At 40.0% G+C, this 23195-nt stretch carries 18 protein-coding genes; 13 read left to right on the plus strand and 5 right to left on the minus strand.

What is annotated here, in order from left to right; translation table 11 throughout:
* Window positions 1–3: 3 nt before the first annotated feature.
* The 3 genes from nqrF to UABAM_RS17220 all read left to right on the plus strand — a co-directional run bounded on the left by nqrF (window position 4) and on the right by UABAM_RS17220 (window position 2712).
* The gene (gene nqrF, locus UABAM_RS17210; protein ID WP_151969248.1) at window positions 4–1236 is read left to right on the plus strand and encodes an NADH:ubiquinone reductase (Na(+)-transporting) subunit F; all 1233 of its coding nucleotides are present in this window, start codon (window positions 4–6) and stop codon (window positions 1234–1236) included.
* Window positions 1237–1358: 122 nt separating this feature from the next.
* Complete coding sequence (locus tag UABAM_RS17215) at window positions 1359–1685, plus strand: YceK/YidQ family lipoprotein (protein ID WP_173013378.1); 327 nt, start codon at window positions 1359–1361, stop codon at window positions 1683–1685.
* A 1-nt stretch (window position 1686) separates the two neighbouring features.
* Entirely contained in the window at window positions 1687–2712 is a 1026-nt protein-coding gene (locus UABAM_RS17220; protein WP_151969250.1) for an FAD:protein FMN transferase, read from the plus strand.
* On the opposite strand, the gene UABAM_RS17225 is transcribed toward UABAM_RS17220, so the two are convergent.
* Window positions 2713–3117, minus strand: coding sequence for a hypothetical protein (locus UABAM_RS17225; RefSeq protein ID WP_151969251.1), 405 nt, complete (start codon window positions 3115–3117; stop codon window positions 2713–2715).
* A 353-nt stretch (window positions 3118–3470) separates the two neighbouring features.
* Here UABAM_RS17225 and UABAM_RS17230 point away from each other — a divergent pair, with 353 nt between their 5' ends.
* Window positions 3471–4994, plus strand: coding sequence for a PQQ-binding-like beta-propeller repeat protein (locus UABAM_RS17230; protein ID WP_151969252.1), 1524 nt, complete (start codon window positions 3471–3473; stop codon window positions 4992–4994).
* A 41-nt stretch (window positions 4995–5035) separates the two neighbouring features.
* Here UABAM_RS17230 and UABAM_RS17235 read toward each other — a convergent pair whose 3' ends face one another.
* Entirely contained in the window at window positions 5036–5881 is an 846-nt protein-coding gene (locus tag UABAM_RS17235) for a DUF4388 domain-containing protein (RefSeq protein WP_151969253.1), read from the minus strand.
* Window positions 5882–6152: 271 nt separating this feature from the next.
* On the opposite strand from UABAM_RS17235, the gene UABAM_RS17240 reads away from it, so the two are divergent.
* The 5 genes from UABAM_RS17240 to UABAM_RS17260 all read left to right on the plus strand — a co-directional run bounded on the left by UABAM_RS17240 (window position 6153) and on the right by UABAM_RS17260 (window position 11335).
* The gene (locus UABAM_RS17240) at window positions 6153–6860 is read left to right on the plus strand and encodes an iron-containing redox enzyme family protein (protein WP_151969254.1); all 708 of its coding nucleotides are present in this window, start codon (window positions 6153–6155) and stop codon (window positions 6858–6860) included.
* Window positions 6841–7908: a DUF3419 family protein gene (locus tag UABAM_RS17245; RefSeq protein WP_151969255.1), complete on the plus strand. Its 1068-nt coding sequence runs from the start codon at window positions 6841–6843 to the stop codon at window positions 7906–7908. The genes UABAM_RS17240 and UABAM_RS17245 overlap by 20 nt, the downstream gene beginning before the upstream one ends.
* A gap of 136 nt (window positions 7909–8044) precedes the next feature.
* Complete coding sequence (locus UABAM_RS17250; protein ID WP_151969256.1) at window positions 8045–9559, plus strand: hypothetical protein; 1515 nt, start codon at window positions 8045–8047, stop codon at window positions 9557–9559.
* Between the two features lie 109 nt (window positions 9560–9668).
* Window positions 9669–10472, plus strand: a complete 804-nt coding sequence (locus UABAM_RS17255) for a hypothetical protein (RefSeq protein WP_151969257.1) — start codon at window positions 9669–9671, stop codon at window positions 10470–10472.
* Between the two features lie 122 nt (window positions 10473–10594).
* A complete protein-coding gene (locus UABAM_RS17260; protein WP_151969258.1) occupies window positions 10595–11335 on the plus strand; it encodes an alpha/beta hydrolase in 741 nt (246 codons plus the stop codon).
* A gap of 48 nt (window positions 11336–11383) precedes the next feature.
* On the opposite strand, the gene UABAM_RS17265 is transcribed toward UABAM_RS17260, so the two are convergent.
* Entirely contained in the window at window positions 11384–12406 is a 1023-nt protein-coding gene (locus UABAM_RS17265; protein WP_173013379.1) for a DUF2330 domain-containing protein, read from the minus strand.
* Window positions 12407–12670: 264 nt separating this feature from the next.
* Here UABAM_RS17265 and UABAM_RS17270 point away from each other — a divergent pair, with 264 nt between their 5' ends.
* The 4 genes from UABAM_RS17270 (at window position 12671) to UABAM_RS17285 (ending at window position 20628) form a co-directional block, all read left to right on the plus strand.
* Window positions 12671–13429 (plus strand): NRDE family protein, encoded by a 759-nt coding sequence (locus UABAM_RS17270; protein ID WP_151969260.1) that lies wholly within the window; start codon window positions 12671–12673, stop codon window positions 13427–13429.
* A gap of 493 nt (window positions 13430–13922) precedes the next feature.
* The gene (locus UABAM_RS17275; RefSeq protein WP_151969261.1) at window positions 13923–15212 is read left to right on the plus strand and encodes an SPFH domain-containing protein; all 1290 of its coding nucleotides are present in this window, start codon (window positions 13923–13925) and stop codon (window positions 15210–15212) included.
* A 41-nt stretch (window positions 15213–15253) separates the two neighbouring features.
* A complete protein-coding gene (locus UABAM_RS17280; protein ID WP_151969262.1) occupies window positions 15254–19771 on the plus strand; it encodes a hypothetical protein in 4518 nt (1505 codons plus the stop codon).
* A 62-nt stretch (window positions 19772–19833) separates the two neighbouring features.
* Window positions 19834–20628 (plus strand): hypothetical protein, encoded by a 795-nt coding sequence (locus tag UABAM_RS17285; protein ID WP_151969263.1) that lies wholly within the window; start codon window positions 19834–19836, stop codon window positions 20626–20628.
* A 363-nt stretch (window positions 20629–20991) separates the two neighbouring features.
* On the opposite strand, the gene UABAM_RS17290 is transcribed toward UABAM_RS17285, so the two are convergent.
* Together UABAM_RS17290 and UABAM_RS17295 are read right to left on the minus strand one after the other, a co-directional pair.
* On the minus strand, window positions 20992–22641 hold the full coding sequence (locus UABAM_RS17290; protein ID WP_151969264.1) for a protein kinase domain-containing protein: 1650 nt from the start codon (window positions 22639–22641) through the stop codon (window positions 20992–20994).
* 78 nt (window positions 22642–22719) lie between these two features.
* The gene (locus tag UABAM_RS17295; protein ID WP_151969265.1) at window positions 22720–22977 is read right to left on the minus strand and encodes a hypothetical protein; all 258 of its coding nucleotides are present in this window, start codon (window positions 22975–22977) and stop codon (window positions 22720–22722) included.
* Window positions 22978–23195 lie beyond the last annotated feature (218 nt).

A 23195-nucleotide genomic window follows, 5' to 3' on the forward strand; every position in this document is an offset into this window, starting at 1 on the left:
AACATGGGATTTGAAGTATTTCTCGGAGTAACGACATTTACTCTTGTCATCCTCGCTTTGGTTGCCATTATTTTGGCCGCAAAAGCACAATTGGTGGCCGCGGGAAATGTCACAATTACCGTAAATGATGATCCAGATAAGGCTATTAGTGCACCGGCAGGAGGAAAGCTTCTCAACGTGTTAGCTGACAGTGGGATATTTGTTTCATCAGCATGTGGGGGTGGGGGAACTTGCGCCCAATGTAAGGTAGTTATTAAAGAGGGTGGTGGAGACATCTTACCTACAGAATTGTCTCACATCTCTAAAAAAGAAGCTCGTGAAGGCGAAAGACTTTCGTGTCAAGTCGCCGTAAAACAAGATATGAAAATCGAGCTGCCTGCGGAAGTATTTGACACCAAAACTTGGATGTGTAAAGTTCGCTCGAATCATAACGTTGCCACCTTTATCAAAGAACTTGTTCTTGAATTACCTGAAGGTGAAGATGTAGATTTTAGAGCAGGGGGTTACATTCAGATAGAATGTCCACCTCACGAATTGAAATATAGTGATTTTGATGTGGAAAAAGAATACCATGAAGATTGGGATAAGTTTAATCTATGGGAAATAAAGTCCATAGTAAAAGATCCGACCATCCGTGCGTATTCTATGGCAAATTATCCCGAAGAAAAAGGGGTTATTATGCTAAACGTACGCGTGGCAACACCGCCACCACGAGCTCCTAAGGGAACTCCGCCAGGAATCATGTCTTCATGGATTTTTAATTTGAAACCAGGAGACGAAGTAAAAATATCTGGTCCATACGGAGAATTCTATGCCAAGGAGACCAACGCCGAAATGGTATTTATCGGTGGTGGAGCTGGTATGGCGCCAATGCGTTCTCATATCTTTGATCAGTTGAAACGTATTCACAGCAAACGCAAAATAAGTTTCTGGTACGGTGCGCGTAGTCTTCGTGAGATGTTCTATGCTGACCATTACGACAAACTGCAAGATGAAAACGATAATTTTACTTGGCATGTGGCACTTTCTGATCCTCTTCCTGAAGACAATTGGGAAGGCTACACTGGATTTATTCACCAAGTACTTTACGAAAATTACCTCAAAGATCACCCGGCACCAGAAGATTGCGAGTATTACATTTGTGGGCCACCGCTTATGAATGCCGCGGTTTTTAAAATGCTGGAGGACCTTGGCGTTGAGCAAGAAAATGTTATGTTCGACGACTTCGGAGGTTAACAAAAATATGGGCGACATTTTGTCGCCTATATTTTTTGAACTAAAACGTGACACGCTGTTGTAAATTTTGTAGAATGTTTCTTTCGCAATTTGTTGTTGATCAACTTACGAAGGAGCCTAGGATGAATAAGCTTATTATCTTGATATCTGTTTTTGCAATGGTTGGTTGTGGTACTGTACTCAATTTATCCCGTCCTGCAAAAGCAGATGAAAATCCACTGCATATAGGAAATCACCCCACGATGGAATATTATGGTGGAGCCGCAATGTCTTCGGAAATAGGTCCAATGGCTATTTTCGATTTTCCAATGAGTTTAGCGTTTGACACTCTAACGCTACCGGTTGTTTACTTTGCCAAAATGCGTGCAGAAAGCCAAGCAGAAGAAGAGGCAAAAAACAAAGCGGAAAGATTGAAAGTAAGAACGGGAGAGGGTAGCGCTGCAAAATAACATGAGAACCATTGTTCAAATACTCATTGTTGTTATCGCAATCATTGCATGGTTATTATTTCCCAGCAAACAATACTCCCCTACCATAAAAGGGCGAGCTTTAGGCACTACTTATACTATTAAAATTGCCCATGTAATCTCCAAGGCAAAGCTGGTTGAGATACGCGAGACGGTACGCAAAGAGTTAGAAGACATTAACAATAAAATGTCTACGTACCTGAGCGACTCAGAATTGTCTAAATTCAATCAATTGCATAGTATTGAGCCCTTTCCTATTTCACAAAAGACTCTGCAGGTGATTATTGAGGCACAAACCGTAAGTCAAGCATCGAATGGTGCCTTTGATATTACGGTTGGTCCTCTTGTCAACTTGTGGGGGTTTGGTCCACAGAAAATAAAAAATAACCCCTCTGCTCAAAAAATCAAAGACATGTTACAACAAGTGGGCTACCAGAAACTCACTGTCGACCCACAGAGTAAAACCCTAAAAAAGGCGCACCCTGATTTGTATGTAGATTTATCGGCGATTGCCAAAGGTTTTGCCGTGGACGCCGTTTGTGACTGTTTACGCAATGCGGGAATGCAAAATTATATGGTGGAAATCGGCGGAGAAATTCGTGCGAGCGCCTTCAAAAAAGATAAAACCCCATGGATCATTGGCATTGAATCGCCGCAACCAGGTAAACGTAGTGTCCAAAAAGCGGTCACCTTAAAAGGTATGGCAATTGCTACATCGGGCAATTATCGTAATTTTCGTTACGATGCGAAAACCAAAAAACGCCTATCACACACCATTTCTCCGCAAACAGGAAGACCTATCTCACACAATTTAGCATCAGTTTCGGTAATTAGTTCTACATGCATGCATGCCGATGCGATGGCCACAGCGCTTATGGTACTTGGTGAAAAACGTGGTTTTGAACTGGCACAAAGTTTAAAATTAGCGTGTTATTTTATTGTACACGAAAAACCAGGAAACTATAAAATTTTGCAAACAGACGCATTTAAAAAATTGCAAATGAAGTAGTCACCATAATTTTATGACAAAGTGCTTTTCTTGCTCTTGTTGTGGACGCTTTTTGAAAAGACCTATATAAATTAGGTATGCCACAAATAACAATAGCCAAAAAAACCATAGAAAACCGACAATTGTTGCCATGAAGCTATTGGCCTTGGCCCATGAGACAAAATAAAAAGAAGTGTCGAACCTGGGGCGGCATAGTGCGAGTAATGCACATATGGTGAGTTCATCGCTATTTCTTGATAGCCATAATACAGATAAAAGGAAACCAACAAACCAAAGAGCGAATATCGTGATTTTGGTGTTGGAGTATGTTGTTACCCCGAATTGGTAATTCTCTACAAACTCAAAAGGGGGTTTTAACATCGCTACGGTGATTATGACAAATATTTTTATAATAAATATTTTCATGATATACCCTCTGAAGATTATTTTTTGTGCTCAAAAAGCGAATAGTCGTCAACAAAAAATTCACTCTGAATAAGAACACATGTGATCATACCATTATTTCCTTCCTTGAATTTGATTACCTATACCTAAAAATTTATTAGTATTGTTATTTTAATAAAAATTGCGTGATGGTAATTTCCTTTGTTTACTTATTTTTCGGGATCGGGATCGGGATCGGGGTCGGGATCGATTTGTTCTTTCTTACAGAACAAGTCGTATTTATTATATAAATTGTTTTTCGCCGATGCTAGGTTCAGTTAAACTGTATAAAATTAATAACTAATGTGTAATGTAATTTCAAGAAGGAATACAGTATGTCTGATCAAAGATCTGTACGTTGGTGGCCGTTATGGGCTATACTAGTTTTTGATTTGGGGCTTGTCACGTATTTGCAGCTCTTCCAGGAATCCTTGCTGGGATTTTTGATGATGGCTTCGCAAATTCTCACATTTTTGCTGGCATTTTTATGGCTAATGTTCCTTTCGCGTTTGCCAGGAAAAACTCGTTTAGGCTGGCTTGGCGGAATTTTGGGCTTTATTGCGTTATTTTTTACTCTATTTCGCGTAAAAGATATTGACGGAGATTTGGTTCCTACGTTTACTTGGCGCTGGTCTAAAACAGAGTATAGTTCGAAAATTACGCGCGGCAATACAGAGTTGGAACAAGGTAAAATTGAGGACTACCCACAATACTTAGGTAGAGGCCGCGATGCTATTGTAAAGAAGATTCAACTTGAGAGAGATTGGAAACAACACCCACCGAAACTTTTATGGGAAAGATCTGTGGGGCTTGGTTGGTCTGCTTTTGCGGTAAAAGACAAGTTAGCGGTAACACAAGAACAACACGATGACAAAGAAATGGTCATTTGCTATGAGCTTGACACCGGAAAAATAAAGTGGGCTCATGAAGATTTGGTTCGTCACTCAAGTCCTCAGGGAGGTGTTGGTCCACGTTCTACTCCTACGATAGACGGACAATTTGTTTATGCTTTGGGGGCCACAGGTATTCTCAACTGCTTGCAGTTAGACAATGGTTCAAAAATCTGGTCAGTTGACATCGTAAAAGGAAATAACGCTAAAATTCCACAGTGGGGAAAAAGTTGCTCTCCCTTAGTGATTGGCAACAACGTGATCGTAAGTGCTGGTGGAAAAGAAAATCGTTCTCTCGTCGCATATAACAAAGAAACGGGTAAGTTTGTGTGGGGCGGAGGAACAGATGAATCCAGTTATAGCTCTCCGGCAATTGCCACAATTCACGGTGTTCAACAAATTTTGATGTTTAACCGATATACTGTTGCCGCGCATAATCCGGATAACGGTAGCATTTTGTGGGAACATGAGTGGTCGAAAAGAGGTTCGGCAAATATTGCACAGCCTATTGTTGTGGGAAGCCAAGTTCTATTTGGAGCAAGTTATGGGATCGGAAGCAAACTATTCGATATTTCTGTGGCGGATGGTAAGTTCAGTGCTAAAATTGCTTGGAAAAGTAAACGCATGAAGCCAAAGTTTACCAATATGGTGTATCGCGATGGTTATGTGTACGGTTTAGACTCCGCTGTTTTGGGATGTATCGATTTTAAAACAGGTAAACGCATGTGGCGTGATGGACGTTATGGACATGGACAGTTGATTTTAGTTGGTGATTTATTACTGATACATTCTGAGTCAGGTTACCTGGCTTTAGTGGAAGCCAACTCCAAAGAATTTAAAGAAATATCTCAATTCTCCACGCTAGGCGAAAAAACTTGGAATCCTCCCGCGTTGGCAGGTAATTATCTCTTATTACGTAATCATCGTAAAGCTGTATGTTATGAACTTGCTGTAAAGCAGTCGAGATAAAACGCTACGGGCGGCTTAGCCGCCCAGCGCCTCTTAAGAGTCTAGCGATTATCCTCATCAATGCGTCTGGCCGCTTCCATCAACAAAAATTGCAAATCATGCGACATTGTTGTTTTTGCTGATGTTTCGTCGGGAATAAATTCAAAATTTCCCACGCGCCATTCCATAATTTTATAAAATGCGTCAGCGCCTTCCATGCCATTGAGTTCACTATGTACAACCATACCATTTACAAAAAATATACTGGCCAAATCTTCTTCTTCTTGTAGCGAAATATGACCACTTTTTTCTTCTCCAGCAATCATCTGCAAAACACTGCTGAGTTCTAGAATTCCCAAACTACCGCGCAAGGTGTCACGAAAATTTTCTAATAGTTCGGTGGCATCGGCTTTTGTACCTACCGTTTTCAAAAAAGACGACGATTTCATGGCCTTTTCTGTTTGATCGACCAACTCGTAGAAAGAAATATCATTGGCACCTATTTTGATAATGTCATTATTTTTTAACTCTTGTTCTTCTACAAGTTCATTATTAACCGTTACGCCATTATGGCTGTTGAGATCGCGCACAATGTAGCAATTTTTTTCTTCGCACCATTTTATTGCCGCATGACGTCGGGAAACATCATTTGATGTTAAAATTAAGTCGTTTTCAGGTCCACGTCCAATTTGAATCTCGTTGTGTTTTGTTAGGCGTATTGGAGGAAAAGGAAAACATTCGATGTAAATACCGGGTTTATTTTTATGTTCTACTCTGCGATTTGACCTTCGTGATACCACTTTTTCGATTAAAGTACTCATCGGACGTGTACTTCGCTCTGTGGTGGGTTGGTCACACGAACATCTTTCCCCTGGCATTAACTCGCTATCACACTTTGGGCACTTCATTCAATTTTTTCCTTTGGAAAATCCCATGTTGATATTTCACAAATTGGCTATAGTTCTGATTATAGCCAAGTATGTTTATTAGTTCAAATTAAAACATAGATTCTTGTAACGACTTTTACAAGTGATTGTTTGTAACTATTGTACAATTTTGTTGTCCAATAAAAATATCCTGTATTTTTATTTAGTGAATCGCTATCTTATGAATAAGATAATGAACGAATAATACTCGATGGATTAGTCTAGTTCGATAACAAAGTACCAGAGGAAAAATATGCACATTGCTATCACAAAACTGAACGAACAACAAGATTTAGACAAGATGTATGTATACATTGCACAACAATACAATTTTCGTCAGCATCCTTATTTTGTATGGATGAATAACGAAGCAACACGCAAAAGTTTTTTGAAGTCGCAACTGAGTTTTCGTTACGCTGTTGAGTCGTTTTCGTGCGCGCTGGCGGCATGCTTGTCGAAAATAAATTGTCTAGAAAAGCGCATTCATCTAGCGGAAAATGTCCAAGAAGAACATGGAAGCGGTGATTTGCGCAAAGCGCATAAGCACACCTTTATTGAGTTTTTACAAGCTCTAGGAGCTAAGGAACAGGAAGTACAGAGACCATGTAGCGTAGGAGTGCATGCCTTTAATGAATCTATTCGCAATTTTTGTTTGGCGAACCCTGGGGAACACGGCGCTGCGCTATTGGGGATGATTGAATATTTGTATATTGATATTAGCGCACAAATTGCCAAAAAAATTTGTGAAGACAAGTGGGTGGAGCCTGGTTCTCAATCACACTATGCAACTCACGAAGTGCTTGATGTAGAGCATGCTCGCGAGTTATTTGATATTTGTCGGGATACGTGGGACAAATCGCGTGGGGAAATTGCGACGGCGGCAGCGTTAGGAGGTCACTATTTTTGGAATGTGTATCTCGCAATGCTAGAAGAGGTGAAAAGTGAAGTGGCCGGGGAGTGATATTGCATTTAGCCAAGTACGAGAAGATCCACTTATTGAACACCAAGTGATTGAAAAAGTATTTGGCTACAAAAATAAGCCATTAGATATATTGCTTATTGGCTCCGGAGGATGTACAGCGTTAGGACTTTTGCACTTACCACAGGTAAAATCTGTGAGCTGTATCGACGCAAACCATGCGCAGTTGCAGTTGATAAGGCTGCGCTACTCTACAATAGAGCATTTAGAGAAAGATGAGCAACGAATACTACTGGGGATTTGTGGAGAAAGTGACGCGCGTCTAAAGTTGTTTGATAAGCTATATTGCTCTCTTTCTAAAGAACAACAGCAATACTGGCAAAAAAATCGTTCCCAAGTTGCATTTGGCGTAAATCGCGTAGGTAAGTTTGAAGAACTATTTCGTGAACTAGTAAGCGTGTGTAACGAAAAGCTAGGCTTTTTAGCCATCGATGATCCGGAGCGGGCGGTAAATCACGAAAATTGGCAACAATGTTTTGACATTGTGTTTGAGCGTGAAAAACTAGCGGAAACTTTTGGTCGCGCTGCTGTAGACTACTCGATGAGCAAATCATTTGCCGCTCATTTTTCCGAAGTCTTTGCGCGAGCAATTCGTCGTTATCCACGAGGTACAAATTACTTTGTGGACCAAATTTGGCTGGAGAGTTACTGCAACGGAGAGTCCGGCGTTCCGCCGTATTTGCATTACGCAAAACCAGGTAAGGCAGAACTTTATTTCTACGAAGGAACGTTCTTGTCACAAATACAGAATATCAATAAAAAATGGGACATTATCCAAACATCAAATATATCGGATTGGATGCCGATAAATGAAATGAAAGAAATGTTTACAATTGTGCATGGATGCTTAAATGACGGTGGGGCTCTTATAGCGCGGCGCTTAAATGGAGATCATGTTTTAAGTGACATTGTCAAAGCGTCATTTTATTGCAATGACGACTTTAACCAGCATCTATGGGAAACAGATCGCTCGTATTTCTACAGTGAAGTTGTGGTGGGATTTGTCGAGGAAGAGTGTACACGTTGTTAAAATTACCCAAAAACACTTTTCTTTGTGTAAAGAGAAATCGTAACCACTGTTTTGAACAAAACATAAAAAAATTTTGTAATGGGATAACTATTTAGTTTCGTTTTTTAACTAAAAGTATTAGGAATGGATATGTAGTATGAAAAATAAAATTTTTATCATGTTTGCATTATTGAGTATTTTTTTTACTCAATCACTATTGGCAAATCCTGAGTTTGGGGAATGGGGCAAAGCATACATTAAGGCAAAAAAAGATTACGAAAAAAATGCTAAAAAAGGCGATGAGCTCCCCAGGGAAAAAGTTCTAGGTTTTATCACCAAAGAAGGCCTAACAAATAAAATTAAGGATCTAGATGAGGATTATGAAAAGTTAAAAGATCCGAAGTTAAACTTTCGCGAAGTTTTCAAAGATTTTAAAAAACATTTGCATATTTTTTGTGAAAGAAAAGATGATTTTGAGATCTTTCTTAAAGATGATGACATTCAAAGGGCAAAAGATCCTGATACACTGAAGGCAACCAAGATATTTGAAGAAGATCTGGATGAAATTGAAAAGTCCATGAGAAGATTCATGCGGAGTGTTCGTAATACGGATTTGGAAGTAAAAACAATTAAATTTGATTTAATTTTATGTGACAAAAAAACCGAGTGCTTGTTGGAACCATCTGGCGAAATAGAATTTGAAATCAAGATGGCTGACGCAGCGATGAAGAAGTACTTTAAAACAATTAAAGCGCGTACGCATAAGGAATTGAAGACGATTCGTAAAGCCTTGAGGGACGAGTTAATTCGTATCGACAATCGCCTAAAGAAACAAATTGGTGAGGAACCGTTAGACCAAAAGACCATAGATGAGTATACAAAAGAGGCACAGAAAGAATTCAGGACGTCGGTGAATAGATGCGAAACAGTTTTTGGAAATGTCGTGGATTCACTGTGGATAGAAATTAGAGAAGCAAAAGTACGTTATGGTAAATACAAATTACAAACAGCAATAACTATTGCCAAAGGTGTTATAGGTACGACTTCCGCTATTGCTAGATTGGTAGCTAGTGGCGGGACAGATATTAGCGGTTATTTTCAGGCGGCAAAGTCTCTAAAAACTTTAGTAGAGACAATTTATCAAGCGCATAAAGATTGCGAGACAGTAGCAGCAGAACTGAATAAAAAAATTGAAGAGTATACCAAGCAGCATAAGGCTGCCGAAGGTAAAGGAACACTAACGGCATTCTTGAGTGACGTTAAAACCACAAAAATGGAAGCAGATATAAGAACTCATACATTACGCCTCATGAATAAAGCTGCCGGAGTCATTGATAAAGCAAGTGAGTTAGGCTCGGAGATCGCCGAGTTAGAGGAATTTCGTGATGGAATAAAGGATTATGAAGAAGAAGACATTATCTCAAAAGGTAACTTAGAGAAAATAAATCGTTTAGAGGCAGACATCAAATTAATGTCTGAAAAGCATGAAAGTTTGATCCAAGAGTATGACGATGCAAAAGAGACCATTGAAGCCGTTGAAGGTGCTTTAGAGAACCGATCAAAGTTTTTAAAAAGTGTGCAAGACATTCAAAGCGGCATTGAGAAGCTACAAAAAGCAAAAGCATTTGTTGAAAAGATTTCTGAGGTATTTGATAAGATATCTCAAATATAGATTGCTGAAGTGATAAATGTGAATGTGTCATATTACTATAATGGCGCATTCACACTTATAGAGGACAAATCGTTCGTATTTTAAAGTGAAGTTGTGGTAGGATTTGTTGATGAAAAATGTGCGTGTTGTTAAAATTACTCCAAAAAATCGTCATTTGTACGAAGAACAAATCGTCGCTTTGGAAAAGATAGCTACCTATCCCATTGGAGACGACTTTTTCCAGATAGACCACGGAAAAGACTATTTTCGCTTTTTTGAACGTTTGGGGAATATGTTTTACCACGCCGCAATTGTCGAAGATCGCGTAGTGGCTGTCGGCTGTGGCATTATACGTTACGTTCCATTTACTCTAGACGGCAAGTTAAAAAAGTGTTGGTATTTGTGTGATCTAAAAGTACACCCCGAATTTCGTCGCAACCGCATTCCTCTACAGATGTTATACAGTGCTTTCTTTCCCAATTATTTCCGTTGCATGCGTGGCTACACCATTTCAATGAATCCCAGTGAGGGTGAAAATCGCGTTGTCAAGATTCTATGTCGCTTTAAATGGATTCCTATTTCCTATCAACACGAACTAGAACTGTACAACTTGAGCTATGATGAACTACAAAACCTACAACCTGCAATCGAAAAACACCGCGGAAAAATCTCGTTCCACTCGCATAAAGGTGTAAAAGATATCGTATTGCAAAGTACCAATGCAGCGATGCCGCTACTACATATGCAGTTTGGCAAATGCGCCGAGAACACTTGCGAAGCGCAAAAAGAGCACGTGCATATGTTTTGCACTCCCAAAGATGATCCATTGTCACAACAAGTCAAGGCCGAAGGTTTAACCCCTTCGGCAACGGCGAGTATTATTGGGCATAGGATGAAAAGCGATTGGAAATTTATCCTAACAAGCGATATATAATGATTGTCAACCATAACACCTCGGGAGTCGTTGTGGAAATGTAGGGGCGGACCCAATGTCCGCCCGTTCCCTCAAATACAGGTGGATACACGTTTTTAAATAACAACCAAAAGGAACTTCTCATGTCTATATTTGATACGGACGCTTTTAACAATAACATGTTTTATCCTCGGCGCGGTAGTGGTCGCGAGGCCGATGAGATTTGGATCGAAGTGGAATCGGGTGTGAAAATTCACGCACGGCGTTATCCAAACACACAAGCGGAATACTCCATACTGTACTTTCACGGCAACGGTGAAATTGTTGCGGATTATGATACTATCCAGGAAATGTATCGCCGTATTGGTTGTGAATTTATCGTTTGTGATTATCGTGGTTATGGAAAAAGCGGAGGAACTCCGACGTTGCGCAATTTGTTGTCGGATAGCCATAAGGTTTACGATTACCTCCAACAGGAAAATAAATTACATGACAATCATTTTATTATGGGACGATCTTTGGGAAGTGCGGCAGCCATTGAACTAGGCGTTGCTCTGACGCAAATTTGTGGCGTGATTGTGGAAAGTGGTTATGCTGATCCTATTGCGTTAGCGGCGCGACGTGGTATACAACTCGATCGCCTGAGTCCCGAAGAACGTATTTTCGACAACGGTGAAAAGATACGCGAAGTCACAAAACCGCTACTCATTTTGCACGGCAAACAGGATTATATTATTCGCGTGGAAGAAGCGCAGGAAAATTATACGAATGCCAAAGCCACAGATAAGAAGCTCGTGGTGTTAGAGCATGTAGGACATAACGATATCATGGGCGCACCTAATTATTTCCCTGCAATTGAAGATTTTTGCCACAAACATATTTGAAAAGTTAAGTTTAGGAAATTTTCCTAAACTTAGCCTAATATCACATCTCTAACTGTGTTTTTGTCGTCTTCTACGGCGCATAATCTTGGGAAAGACAATAAACAAAATTACCAAATAAAATCCCGCATCATGTCCTGTATACACATACTGTGTGATCGGTGGACGTTCTACAGGGCTTTGGTTTTTTGATATGGAGAAATACACGTCGTCGCTACCTGGACGCGGCGATGAATAGTCTTCAAACTCTGTGAGAAACCAATTGACGGGTGGTGTTGTTAGCGGAAGATTTAGTCGCTGGAGCAACAATTCCTTGCTACCCTTATTTAGTTTATTTGCCCACACCACCTTCCCTGGCCACAATTTTTTTCCCAGAGTTCCCTGCATGCGTTTTTTGGCCAAGAAAAAGATACGCAATAACCGTTGTTGCTCATTATGGACTTCTTGTACCGGTTCGCGGTAGGGAAAAAAAGGTTTCGGGGTTTCGAAGGTCATGCGTACAGCTGAGGTGGATACTTTATTGGTTTCGTCTGTTTTGGCAATTTTAAACGCTGAAATTTTCCAGCCAGCTTCAACGTAAGGGTTGACCCAATCAACCAGATTTTTGGGAAATGTGTAGCCGTGTTGTTGTAGCCACGTTTGCAGAGAATTACTGTCGCTGGCTTGCAAAATGACCGCATCATATCCGGCAACGCGTTTTTCTTCTAGTACCGTTACGCCTTGCGCTCCCATTGATTTATCCATTGCTGTACAGCTGCATGCTAGACGCATCGGACGACTTTGGGTAATAACACGCGGTTTGGTCAATTCGCGCAAATATACAAATGCGTCGTCGCTTGCTTCTGCCAATGTTGGTTTTGTAGGTGTGGGAACTAAAAAGCCAAAGTCTTTTGCTGGGGTAACAAAAGAGGCGCGACGTATGAAGTGCTGCGTTTTTGTCGTGGGGTCCCAAATAATAATCGCACTTTCTGTGGCAATATCCACCTGTACATTTGGGGGCGGTGCTGGCGCACAGGCTTGCGTTGTCTCAATCAAAGACCATATTGTAACTAATAAGAGAAGAAGTTTTTGCATTTTATATTTCCTTATCCTTTGGTATTTATTGTTTTGCTGAAGTCCGTTTAAATTATTTTTGACGTTTTTTCGTATATTTTTTATTTCGCCTCTGCGATCACTACTAAAATTAAATTGCTTGCGTTGCATTTTCAAGTTAGAGTAGTAGAAAATTCATTTTAGCAAAATTATAAAATGAAATGATAGACAAACCTACAAAATGTGGATGGATGTGGATAACTTTGTGGATAACTTTTACGATAGGCTGATAATATAGGTGAACACATGTGTATTGTTTTTTTTAGCTATAAATCGCACCCGCGCTATTTTCTAATCGCGGCGTTTAATCGCGATGAGTATCTGGATCGCGAGACATTGGCGGCGCACTTTTGGGATGAAACTCCGATACTGGCAGGAAAAGATGCCGTACGTGGTGGGACGTGGTTTGGTATGACAACAACTGGCCGTTATTCGTGGTTAACGAACTTTCGCAGCGGTTCAAGGCCTATTTCTGGGCAAAAGTCTCGTGGAGCGCTTGTGACAAATTATCTGTTGTCCAATACCTCACCTAGTGTATATTTTGAGGATATTAACAAGGAAGCGCAACTTTATGGCGGTAGTAATGTCGTTGCCGGAGATACGAAACAATTGTGCTATTATTCAACGATCACACAAGAAATTCACGAACTCTCTCCAGGTATTTATGGTTTGTCGAATCATTTGCTGGACACTTCTTGGCCAAAATTGGTCTATGGAAAGCAGGCGTTTACTAAAGCGATTCAAAGTGAAGACGAACGGCAAATTCGCGATCAGTTGTTGCATTTGATGCAAAACAAGCGTCGTGCTTCTATTTTTAAACTTCCCAAGACCGGTGTTTCTAAATATTTTGAGTGGTATTTTTCCTCCATTTTTGTCCATATGCGCGGTTACGGTACGCGCACTACAACTCTGCTTTTCATCACTCATGACGGCACGGCAAACTATTACGAATACACTCACCAAGATAAAGATACCCAACTACTTGAATTTTCTATAAAATTATAAATTTATAAAAAAATCTCAACAGATATAATAGATGTTACGTACTTATTATAACGCACTGCGTTATGTGCGGAGTTTATGTGATTCTGACGAATTTGGTCATTGTCTATTTTAGCACGAGCCCGCTTGTGAGCGCGAATCCGTACCAAAGGTCTTTTCAAAAGGCAATGATCACACATCGATTAGGGCGTGTCATCAATTAGCGAAACTCGCCAAATGTAGAGAAAATATACACCTAGTGTCATTCCTGGCTTGACCAGGAATCCACAAATAAAAGTGCAAAACCCAATAAAGACAAGAATTTCTTTTTACATAAGAATTTTTTTCTTTTATTGTTTTCTCTCTTAAAAAGAGTGGATCCCGCATCAAGTACGGGATGACACCGTAAAGGAAATATTTCTTTAATTGATGACAGCCCGTAGAACGTATGGATCTTTACAAAGTAAATGAAATCACCAAAAGTTAGAATCAGGGATTTTCTTTTAAGGAATTTTTTATGAACAAAATTATTATTCGCATGGTCATATGCATTGTTTTAGTTGTGGCCGCGGTTGTATTGTTTTCTGTTGGCTTTCGTTATATTCAAGACGGCTATATGGGTGTCGAGATTAGCGTTGTGGGTAAAGAGCGCGTTTTACCACAGCCCTTACGTGCTGGTTGGTACTGGCGGCGTCCTTTGATGGTGCAAATCGAAACATATTCGATTAACGAAAGATCCGCAAGAATAGAAATGCGTAATGCATTAGATCAGCACAAAAAGTGGGTAAATGCTCGTGGTACTGTGTACTACCAACTGCAGGGAGAAAAATTGGTAGATTTACACAAAAAATACGATAACTCATACCGTATTGACAATAAAGTGAAATCGTTTTTTGAGTGGAAGCTCAAAGCGACATTGTCAGAGTTTTCACGCGAAGATGTTTTTGGCAAAGAACGACCAAAATTGGTGGAGCTTATGACAAAGAGGATGAAGGATAGTTTTGATGCTGAAGGAATTATGATCAACGAAGTGGTGATTGAAGATGTGTCTTTTCCAAATAACTACACCGAAGATATTAACAGTTATCCAACGACCTCCATTCCAATGAGCCTGAATAATTTTGATTGTAACACCAGTGATAAGCAACGTCTGATACTTGACTTTAAAGTGTACTACCACATTGATCCCAAAAATGCGGAGCGTGTTCATAATGAATTGGGAACAGCATATGTAAAGAAAGACATTGAACCTGCTGCAAAAAGTGTGATTAGCCGCGTAACCACGTTGTATCCTATGGAAGATATTTACAACGGCAAAACCCGTGCAAAAGTAGAAGCAGATATCGAAAAGAATTTAAAAGAAAAAATGGCGGACAATGGTATTGAAATTGATGATGTCATGATCACCGATGTTAGTTTTGACGCCGATTATCAAAACATTCTCGACCAAATCCAAAAATCACGCCGTAATATGGAACGCCTCAAGATCGAAGAACAAGAAAATAAAATACGCGCGGAAATAGAAGATAAAGCTTTGGCGAGAAAGCGCGAAAATGAAAAACTAGATGCAGAGGCCGCAAAGGAAGCGGAGTTAATACGTTCTAGAGGAATACGCGAAGCGGAAATTATTCGTGCAGAAGGTAAGGCCGAAGCGCTACTAAAGGTACAAAAGATCATTGCGGAAAACCCAGATATTTTACGTTATTTATATGTGGATAAGATATCAGACAAAGTCAAAGTAATTGTGATGCCAAGTAATGACAATAAGCTAAGCATCGACAACTTAATGCATGACAAGAGCAAGTAGGCAAAATCTATGTTTCTTCAACTATTAGTAAGGAGCTAAGTATGTTACAGTTTTTCGTAACTTTACTGGCTGCTGCTGCCATTTTCATGGGACTCGTCTCTGAATCCGTTGTTGCTGTGGTCATGTTAGGCATTTTGTGGATTGTCATTACACAAAACCTTCGCGAGGTACGTTGGAACTTTCTCAGTATCTTAAAGCATTTATTTTGGATTTTTGTATTTGGCGTTACCATTGTGGCCACGTCGGAAATCAGTTATGCGATTTATTTTTTGATATTTTTCTTTATCAATCGCTTTGGGATGGTGCAACACACCTCGAAGTATTGGTGGTTATCTATTTTTGTGTTTATGTGCTTATGTTGTATGATGCACGAGTTATCGGTAATTGTTTTGAGCATTTACTGGTACTTTTTCTATCGCCACCATGAGTTGAGTGACTATATCCAGCAGAAAAACGCTGTAAAAATAAATTTCGGAGTGGAAATTGCCTATGGCTTTTGTATGTTCGCTTCTGTAATAAGCATGATGCCTTCTAACTACTACCGTTCTTACCACGTTGGGTCGACATTGACGATGTTGCTCTTTTTTGGGATATTGTCCTTCCTAGCATATCGGAAACGTCGTAGTGACGGAGAACACACAGTTAATGTCGTATCATCCAAACCAATAAATGCTCTTGAGACCGAAGATAAAGATACACCAGAACCTGCAAAAGAAAAGAGCGAAGAAGCGAAATCAGGTGAGCAGCGTGAGGTACAAGCTGTAAAGCCAAAGCCTGTACCTACGAAAAAGCCCAGTGAGTTTTGGAAAAATGTCGCAGCTTTTATTAAAAACAATATAGGAAATCTCTTACTACTATTTGGTGTGTTGTTTGTATTGACAGCACTTGTCACTTTTTTACGTAGTAATTGGGATCAATTTAAATATATTGTGTTTGTTTGCTATTGTTTACTGACAATAAGTTTGTTTGCCGGTAGTTATTATATTTTCTTTAAGAAAAAGAGCCTTGTCAAATTATCATTGTTGTTGTCTCTTTTAGCGACGATATTTTTTCCCTTTGTGTTTTATTTTGCCGTCAAAATAGGTCTTCTTGAAGATCACGGTAACAAATATACCGTGTTTTGGATGACAACGATATTGTCTGTAATACATATGCGTATGTACCACAGTACAATTTTTACGTTTGTGTCTTCGGTTTTGACCATTTCCTCGACATTTTTGACATTGCAAAAATTTGTATCACCATATTATGAAACGTATGCCATTGCATTTGCCATTTTAGCTTTATTGCAATTTGCGACACGTTTAGTTGTGAGCGAAAACAAACGCTGTGAGTGGATTTTAATCGGCACAGCGAATATCGTATTTGTGGCGACATGTATTACGTCTCTATTATTTTGGGACGCATATGTCTTTGCGTTTGTGATGATGTGTGGTATTGGCTTTGCATTATGGCAAATCAATACAATTTTGCACACGTGGAATGCCTACTTTTATGGTTTGCTATTCGCCGGTTCAAGTCTCGGACTCACAATATCCCTGTGTTGCATTGCCGATTTGTCTACATTTTGGTTAGGTGTGCCAACGGCAAGCGTTGCGCTGCTATTGTTACATAACAAAATAGGAAAAAAAGAAACGACATTGGCACTACATCACTGCGGTTTCGTGACGCCGATCGTATTGTTTTTGATATACATCCACTACGGAGCTTATAGCTCTTACGAAGGACAGTTGTCGGTGTTGCTATTCTCTTTGCTTTCGACTTGGGGATACACGAGTTGTAATGCACGACTACAAAAAACAGCGATTAGTTATTGTGCGATTATTTTTCAATTGTTGGCCATCGCTGAAATTCTAAAAATTCTCCATTTAGATGTTCATATATACTCATGTGTATTTTTAGTCTGGGCTACGATCGCCGCATGGTTGAGCGTACACGAAAAATGGCGTGAATATGAGTGGCTCACGGCTCCTTTGCAGCGCTGTTCTCTGTGGACAATGCCAGCAGTGTTGTTTTATCTTGTCATATGGGGACATGATTTTTACTACAATCACTTCTTTACCATGTGCCTCATTTTATTAATGACAAGTGCTTTTTGCATTTACACGGCGATTTTACTACGACGCAACGATCTTATTGCGGCGGGTGTTGCGGTGTTTATCACGCTGTGTACCATGATCCACAACTATTACGATTACTCTTTTCACTACCTTGCCGCTGCTGTTGTCTTTTTCTGTATTGTTGCCTTGTATTTGGCACGGATGTGGGCAAAAGTTCGCGAGATTGAAATAAGTGAGCGTATCTTAGGCTTTATTTTAATTCCGATCGTTACTACATTTTCGACAATTTCTACATGTATGGCGTTGGGAAATGAGGTGTGGCAAGTCCATATCGTTCTCATTTTAGCGGTGTTGTTTTTCGTGATGAAATACGCACTACATCCACAGAAAACGACTGTTTTTTGGGGACTAGGCTATATTACACTCAGCTACTTTATGTTTACATGTAATGGCGAATCGTTTTTCGATTGGGGAATGCATTTTGCCATACTTGCGATTATTTTAGCTCTAGGTACTAAGTTCTTTGCCGAGGAAATAACCGAAACCACTCTCAATTACGTACGAATACTGTTTATCGTATGTAGTGTACAATTTATTGCTTTTATTCGTTTCTATTATCATGAAAACGCATGGTTTCCTGCGCTTCTTGTCGTTTTAAACGCTGTATTGGCAATAAAAGACGTACGTTTGTGGCTCGTGTATGGTTTTTTTGTTCATTCATACGCACTATACTTTTTCCTACTACCTCAGGGACTATTTACTTTTCAGTACGCGTTGTTCTTTATCCCTGTAGCCATTGGATTGTTTGCTGTTTGCAAGCGTTTGCCGCAAATATGGGTATCTCCCACATGGATGATTTCCCATGCCACGGTATTGTTTTTCTTGCTCTTGCCCATAGCACTTCCCGGCATGGTGCCATCGGCCTTTATTTCGATGTGGGTGATCGCGATGGCATTTGTGTTTTATTTTGTATGTCTTTACTACGAAAAAAAGCCTTTGTACAGTTACATAAGCACTGCGCTGTTTAGTGGCTGTGCTCTCGTGGCACTTTTTGCCTCGAAATCATTGTGGGGGGCTGAAATTGCTTTGGCCATGGCAGTGATTAGTGCACTTATTGCGACCGCAGGTTATTTTGTGTTGCAAAAAGAGCAGGATATTGCCCGACCCATTTTTTACGTGGTGATGTCCAACGTACTTTTGATATCTTTGTCACTAGTTTTTATTGGCAAAATCAATTATCCAACGTTACTCAGTTTATTACTGAGTTCGATGATCGCTGCGGTAACAGTATATTTGAAAACAACGCCCGCAGGATATTACAATACCTGTGCGTTCTTTTCGATGGCTCTCTTTGCACTTGCGAATTACTTGATTATCGAAAAAATGGATTTACACCCTGTGCCAAGTGGACTACTCGTCATTTTTCTCGCCGCGGTTCACTTGTTTGTTGCGCGAATATCCAGCGCCGTACCATCTCTACAAAAAGCTTTTTTCTTTGCAGCCACAGTTTTACCGCTTCTTTCGCTAATTCACGCGCATGCAAGTCTACACATAACGTTATTTATGGCCTTGGCGTCTGTCATGTATTTGGTTGTGGGATATAAGCAACGCATTACATTGTTCGCACCCCTTGGTTTGACAACGGCAGCAATTGCGTGTTATTCTTTTGTTGCCTTCATGTACTTTAGCTATGAGAATTTGATGATACTGTCAGTAATGATGGGTGTGTTGTTACTGTATGCCGCGCATTTTATACCAGAGAAATTTGCGGACTATGCAATGAAACCGTTGACTCTAGTTGCTTATGGCAATTATGCGGTGTTCTTGTTACTATTTTTAGTCGATGCCAATGTTTCGGTATATCTAGTGGCGGTGTTGACTCTTGCCAATAGTGTGGTACTTTTGTACTTATATACTAGAAGTAAGCAACATCTTACGGTCGCAGGTGTTTCTTTTGCATTCTCCTACTACGTGATTCTTTTTTCGTGGGCAACATCCGTATGGGAATTCTACACGGTTCCTGTGGGAATGGCCATGATCGCCTATGCTTACTATCTACATCGGAAGCATAGTTTTGCCTACTACAAAGACTTACTGTTTGTGGGTTTGTTGATGATTTTTGTTCCGACATTGGTTCAAAGCTATCATGGATGGTTTGATCATCTGTATGCATTAGGCGTTTCACCATATTATCATTTAACGCATTCATTCTTCCTTGTGGTGGAGTCACTAATTATCTTATTGGTAGGTGCCTATCGCAAAGAATTGTTATTCTTTTTTACAGGTTTAACTTTCTTACTCGCTGATGTGACCCTGGTGTTGTTTGCCTATGTCAACTTTGGTGTAATTCCTCAGTCGATATGGTGGGCAGGGCTTGGGGTTCTGTGCATCGGTTCGTGGGTAATTATCGAGTACAAAAAGGAATGGTTAAACGATATACGCAAATACTTATCTGACAAGAAGAGTAAATGGCGTGAAGATTTGAAAACTTGGAGTTAGATATTCACTTTTGTTTACAAAGGACGGTTAATCCGTCCTTTGTTTTTTAAGGAAATAGAACAATGAGTCGTTTTGCACAAACCTGGCAAAAAGTAACTGAATTGATACAGCAATACGATTTTGCGAAGAGTACGGCGACAGCTTCACGTGTGTCAATGATTGAAATGGCCAATAAAATTGGACCGAAGATGCGCCTAGTTCACAGCGACACCCTACAAGAAATAGGCCGCTTACCGCGCAGTAGCGAAAATATGACGCTAGATGCGCTTGACGGTATTCGTCACTACGGAGCACCTGTTGTGGAAATCTTTATGGTCAGCCATCGCTGGCTAAATCCATCCATGGACGCAACCATATCACACCCCGATGACAAAGACAACCGCAAGGCTCTAGCGATCAACGAATTTACCAAGTGGCGCAAAAAATGGGTGGAAGATACGCATCGATTTACACCCGAAATTTTTTATTGGATTGACTATTGTTGTGTCAACCAAGACGCGCCGCAAGAGGAGATGGCGATGTTGCCGTTGTGGGTGGCGTGTTGTGAACGCTTTTTACGCATAGAAACACCCGACTATGACGAAAGAACTTGGTGTCGTATAGAGCCTATTCTTTCGTACGTATTTTCGTTTGCCGATCATGAAACAATTATTGACTTGGATTACAAATGCAATTGGCCGCACACTGGTAATGAAGAAAAGCGGACGCTTCGCGATCCTCAGCAAGGAAAACTTACAAATCCACAGGACATGGACATCGTCATGCAACTACTCGCAGCGACAAAAAACGTGCAACCACAGCGCGGTAAACAAAAAGTGGTGATGGATAAAACGCAAATTAAGTGTTTTGTGTTGTAAATTGGAATAAGAGCTTTATGGAAAAAGAACAACACTTATTTTTTGAGGTTGTCGATACTTTTCAAGACCGAAGTATTGCCATTGCGCGAATTCTAGTGTATACGCATTTGGCAATATTGATGTTTACCTCAACCTTAAGTCTCTATACTCTGTTTTATCCGGATTCGTACTTTGTAACGTTGATGTGGCACCTCGACCAAAAAATTATGTTTAGGTCTGTTTTTTTGTTTTTGCCATTGGGATTTTTTTTTATCGCGAATTTTTTGCCTGAGAAAAAATCAAAAGTGTATGTACTGTGTGCGCATGGCTTTCTTATTTTTGCACAGTTTATGTTATTTGCAATTTTTCACTGACGTTTGTGTTTCACTCTTTATTTTCCAACCAATGACGATAGAGATCATTGTGTTGAATTTCCCATAGTTGTTGTTCGTTGCCGATGGTAAATGTCGCAATGGGTTTTCCTTCGGCATACGCTTCCCAACTGTGACCAATATAGGAGTGCTGGACAAATGCTTTCCCCGGTAAAATATCACTATAGGCGCGGAGTTTGTTACCGTAATCTACCCAAAATAGTTTGAGCTTAAAAGGGGTATTATTGACAATCCGGAAATAACTTTGTGTTTTGCTTGGGGCAGAGGGACGACGTTTGGTTTGTATGCACTTGTCGTTGCGCCACATACCATCTAAAATTGCCTCTCCTTTGGGATCTATGTAAAGTCCTGTACCATGCTTTTTGTTTTTGACGAACTCTCCGATGTATTGGCTGCCGTCTTTGTATGTAAAACGCCCCGTACCTTGGTACTCGCCATTTGCAAATTCTCCGATGTACTTGCGCTGATTTTTGTAAATCATTTCTCCCTGCCCATGGAATTTACCGTTGACAAAGTTTCCTGTATAACAATCACCATTTTTGTAGAGCATCTTTCCTTTGCCGTGTGGTTTATTGTTTTTTCTTTGCCCTTTGTAAACGACTCCATCAGGCAATACCAACTTTCCATTCTTTTTGTCTTTGTTATTCGTGGTATGCTTGTTACTTAGTGAATTTTTTTTCGTCGAAGCGGTTGAAGACGAGAAAACGCCGGCAATGACAATGCAAATACCCATAAGCAAAAATACACTAAGGTAGAGGATGTATGGTTTTTTCTCTTTCTGTACAGGTTTACCAATAGGTTTTCTAACCAAAAGACCTTGCAATGCTTTGTACAAACTGTTGCAGGTTTGGTAGCGTTTGTTGGTATCTTTTTCTATACATTTCATACATATTTTTGTCAATGCGGGTGACTTACCCACGATAGGTGGGGTGGGCGAATGTATAATTTCGTATGCGATTTGAACGTGACCACCTTCATGAAAAGGAGGCTTTCCTGTTAGAAACTCATAGATCATGATACCAATTGCGTAAATATCACTTTGTTTTCCCGCATTTCGTGAACACTCTATTTGTTCCGGGGGCATATAGGAGATTGTTCCGATAATTGATCCTGCTGCCGAAAGAGCTGTCTGTTGATTTGAATTTAATTTTACAATGCCAAAGTCCATGATTTTTACTTGGTTGGTTTCGCGTTGTATCATTATATTTTCTGGTTTTAAATCGCGGTGTATGATGCCGTTTTCATGTACGTGATGAATCGCTTGGCATATTTGCATGAATATTTTGATGGCTTCCTTACGTGAAAGCTGTCCTTCGTGAAATAAGTCGCGTAGTGTTACGCCTTCGACATATTCCATGATAAAGTACGAACCATTTGGAGACATTTCGTAAATGCGTACAATTCCAGGATGGTTTAATTTTGCTAGTGCTTGCCCTTCGCGTGAAAACCTTTTTGATGATACTCCCAGTAGAACCTTTATCGCTACGAAGTTTTGTAAGCGGCGATGTTGTGCTAAGAGCACAATACCCATCCCGCCACGCCCTAATTCGCGAATAATTTTGTAGTTGGGAAATGAATGCTGTAGTGTATCGTCAAAGTTCGCTTGTGAATTAAAGGCGGCATCGTTTTGTGAAAATTTCATAGGTGGTCTCGCATAGTTGTTTTCAAACGTCGCATTTGTGACTTTGTGGGTAATAGAATAAAGTGCTTTTATCTGTTATTAACCAACTAAAAATTTAGCGCTTATCCACAAGCCTAAGTAAAAAAGCCCAGGAGAAACGATAAATCCAAATAACAGACCGCGAATTCCCCATTTTTTTTCGCCCTTAACCAAACATACCACCGCAGCAATTATTCCGATCACAATGAGTGGTACTGCAAGGAATACCATAAATGGCACTAAAAAAAGACACCATCCGAGAATAAAAGCGAACATCATCGGTTTTACGGGAGCGTTTGCAGAGTTTTGTTTATCCATTATATATCCTAATCTGAATGTGCTTGAAACACGCTGTTTACACATACTGTCATCTTCTTTTGTTGTGGGTTTTTGGATAAAGTATAAGCAGCATGAGAAATTTTGAGTTTTTTAATCGATTACACATAGATTTCTATAGTAAACAATAACATAAATGATGACAAGGTTTTAATTTTTCGTTAGCAACGATCTATGTCATATTGATAGTCTTTTCTGTC

This window comes from Candidatus Uabimicrobium amorphum, assembly GCF_009002475.1.
GTDB lineage: Bacteria > Planctomycetota > Uabimicrobiia > Uabimicrobiales > Uabimicrobiaceae > Uabimicrobium > Uabimicrobium amorphum.

What these genes read in the sequence shown, in the direction of transcription:
- UABAM_RS17295 (WP_151969265.1), bottom strand. Translation starts at nt 22,977, where the DNA reads ATGGATAAACAAAACTCTGCAAACGCTCCCGTAAAACCGATGATGTTC.
- UABAM_RS17235 (WP_151969253.1), bottom strand. Translation starts at nt 5,881, where the DNA reads ATGAAGTGCCCAAAGTGTGATAGCGAGTTAATGCCAGGGGAAAGATGT.
- UABAM_RS17275 (WP_151969261.1), top strand. Translation starts at nt 13,923, where the DNA reads ATGAACAAAATTATTATTCGCATGGTCATATGCATTGTTTTAGTTGTG.
- UABAM_RS17265 (WP_173013379.1), bottom strand. Translation starts at nt 12,406, where the DNA reads ATGCAAAAACTTCTTCTCTTATTAGTTACAATATGGTCTTTGATTGAG.
- UABAM_RS17280 (WP_151969262.1), top strand. Translation starts at nt 15,254, where the DNA reads ATGTTACAGTTTTTCGTAACTTTACTGGCTGCTGCTGCCATTTTCATG.
- UABAM_RS17260 (WP_151969258.1), top strand. Translation starts at nt 10,595, where the DNA reads ATGTCTATATTTGATACGGACGCTTTTAACAATAACATGTTTTATCCT.
- UABAM_RS17285 (WP_151969263.1), top strand. Translation starts at nt 19,834, where the DNA reads ATGAGTCGTTTTGCACAAACCTGGCAAAAAGTAACTGAATTGATACAG.
- UABAM_RS17255 (WP_151969257.1), top strand. Translation starts at nt 9,669, where the DNA reads ATGAAAAATGTGCGTGTTGTTAAAATTACTCCAAAAAATCGTCATTTG.
- nqrF (WP_151969248.1), top strand. Translation starts at nt 4, where the DNA reads ATGGGATTTGAAGTATTTCTCGGAGTAACGACATTTACTCTTGTCATC.
- UABAM_RS17270 (WP_151969260.1), top strand. Translation starts at nt 12,671, where the DNA reads ATGTGTATTGTTTTTTTTAGCTATAAATCGCACCCGCGCTATTTTCTA.
- UABAM_RS17215 (WP_173013378.1), top strand. Translation starts at nt 1,359, where the DNA reads ATGAATAAGCTTATTATCTTGATATCTGTTTTTGCAATGGTTGGTTGT.
- UABAM_RS17240 (WP_151969254.1), top strand. Translation starts at nt 6,153, where the DNA reads ATGCACATTGCTATCACAAAACTGAACGAACAACAAGATTTAGACAAG.
- UABAM_RS17225 (WP_151969251.1), bottom strand. Translation starts at nt 3,117, where the DNA reads ATGAAAATATTTATTATAAAAATATTTGTCATAATCACCGTAGCGATG.
- UABAM_RS17290 (WP_151969264.1), bottom strand. Translation starts at nt 22,641, where the DNA reads ATGAAATTTTCACAAAACGATGCCGCCTTTAATTCACAAGCGAACTTT.
- UABAM_RS17220 (WP_151969250.1), top strand. Translation starts at nt 1,687, where the DNA reads ATGAGAACCATTGTTCAAATACTCATTGTTGTTATCGCAATCATTGCA.
- UABAM_RS17250 (WP_151969256.1), top strand. Translation starts at nt 8,045, where the DNA reads ATGAAAAATAAAATTTTTATCATGTTTGCATTATTGAGTATTTTTTTT.
- UABAM_RS17230 (WP_151969252.1), top strand. Translation starts at nt 3,471, where the DNA reads ATGTCTGATCAAAGATCTGTACGTTGGTGGCCGTTATGGGCTATACTA.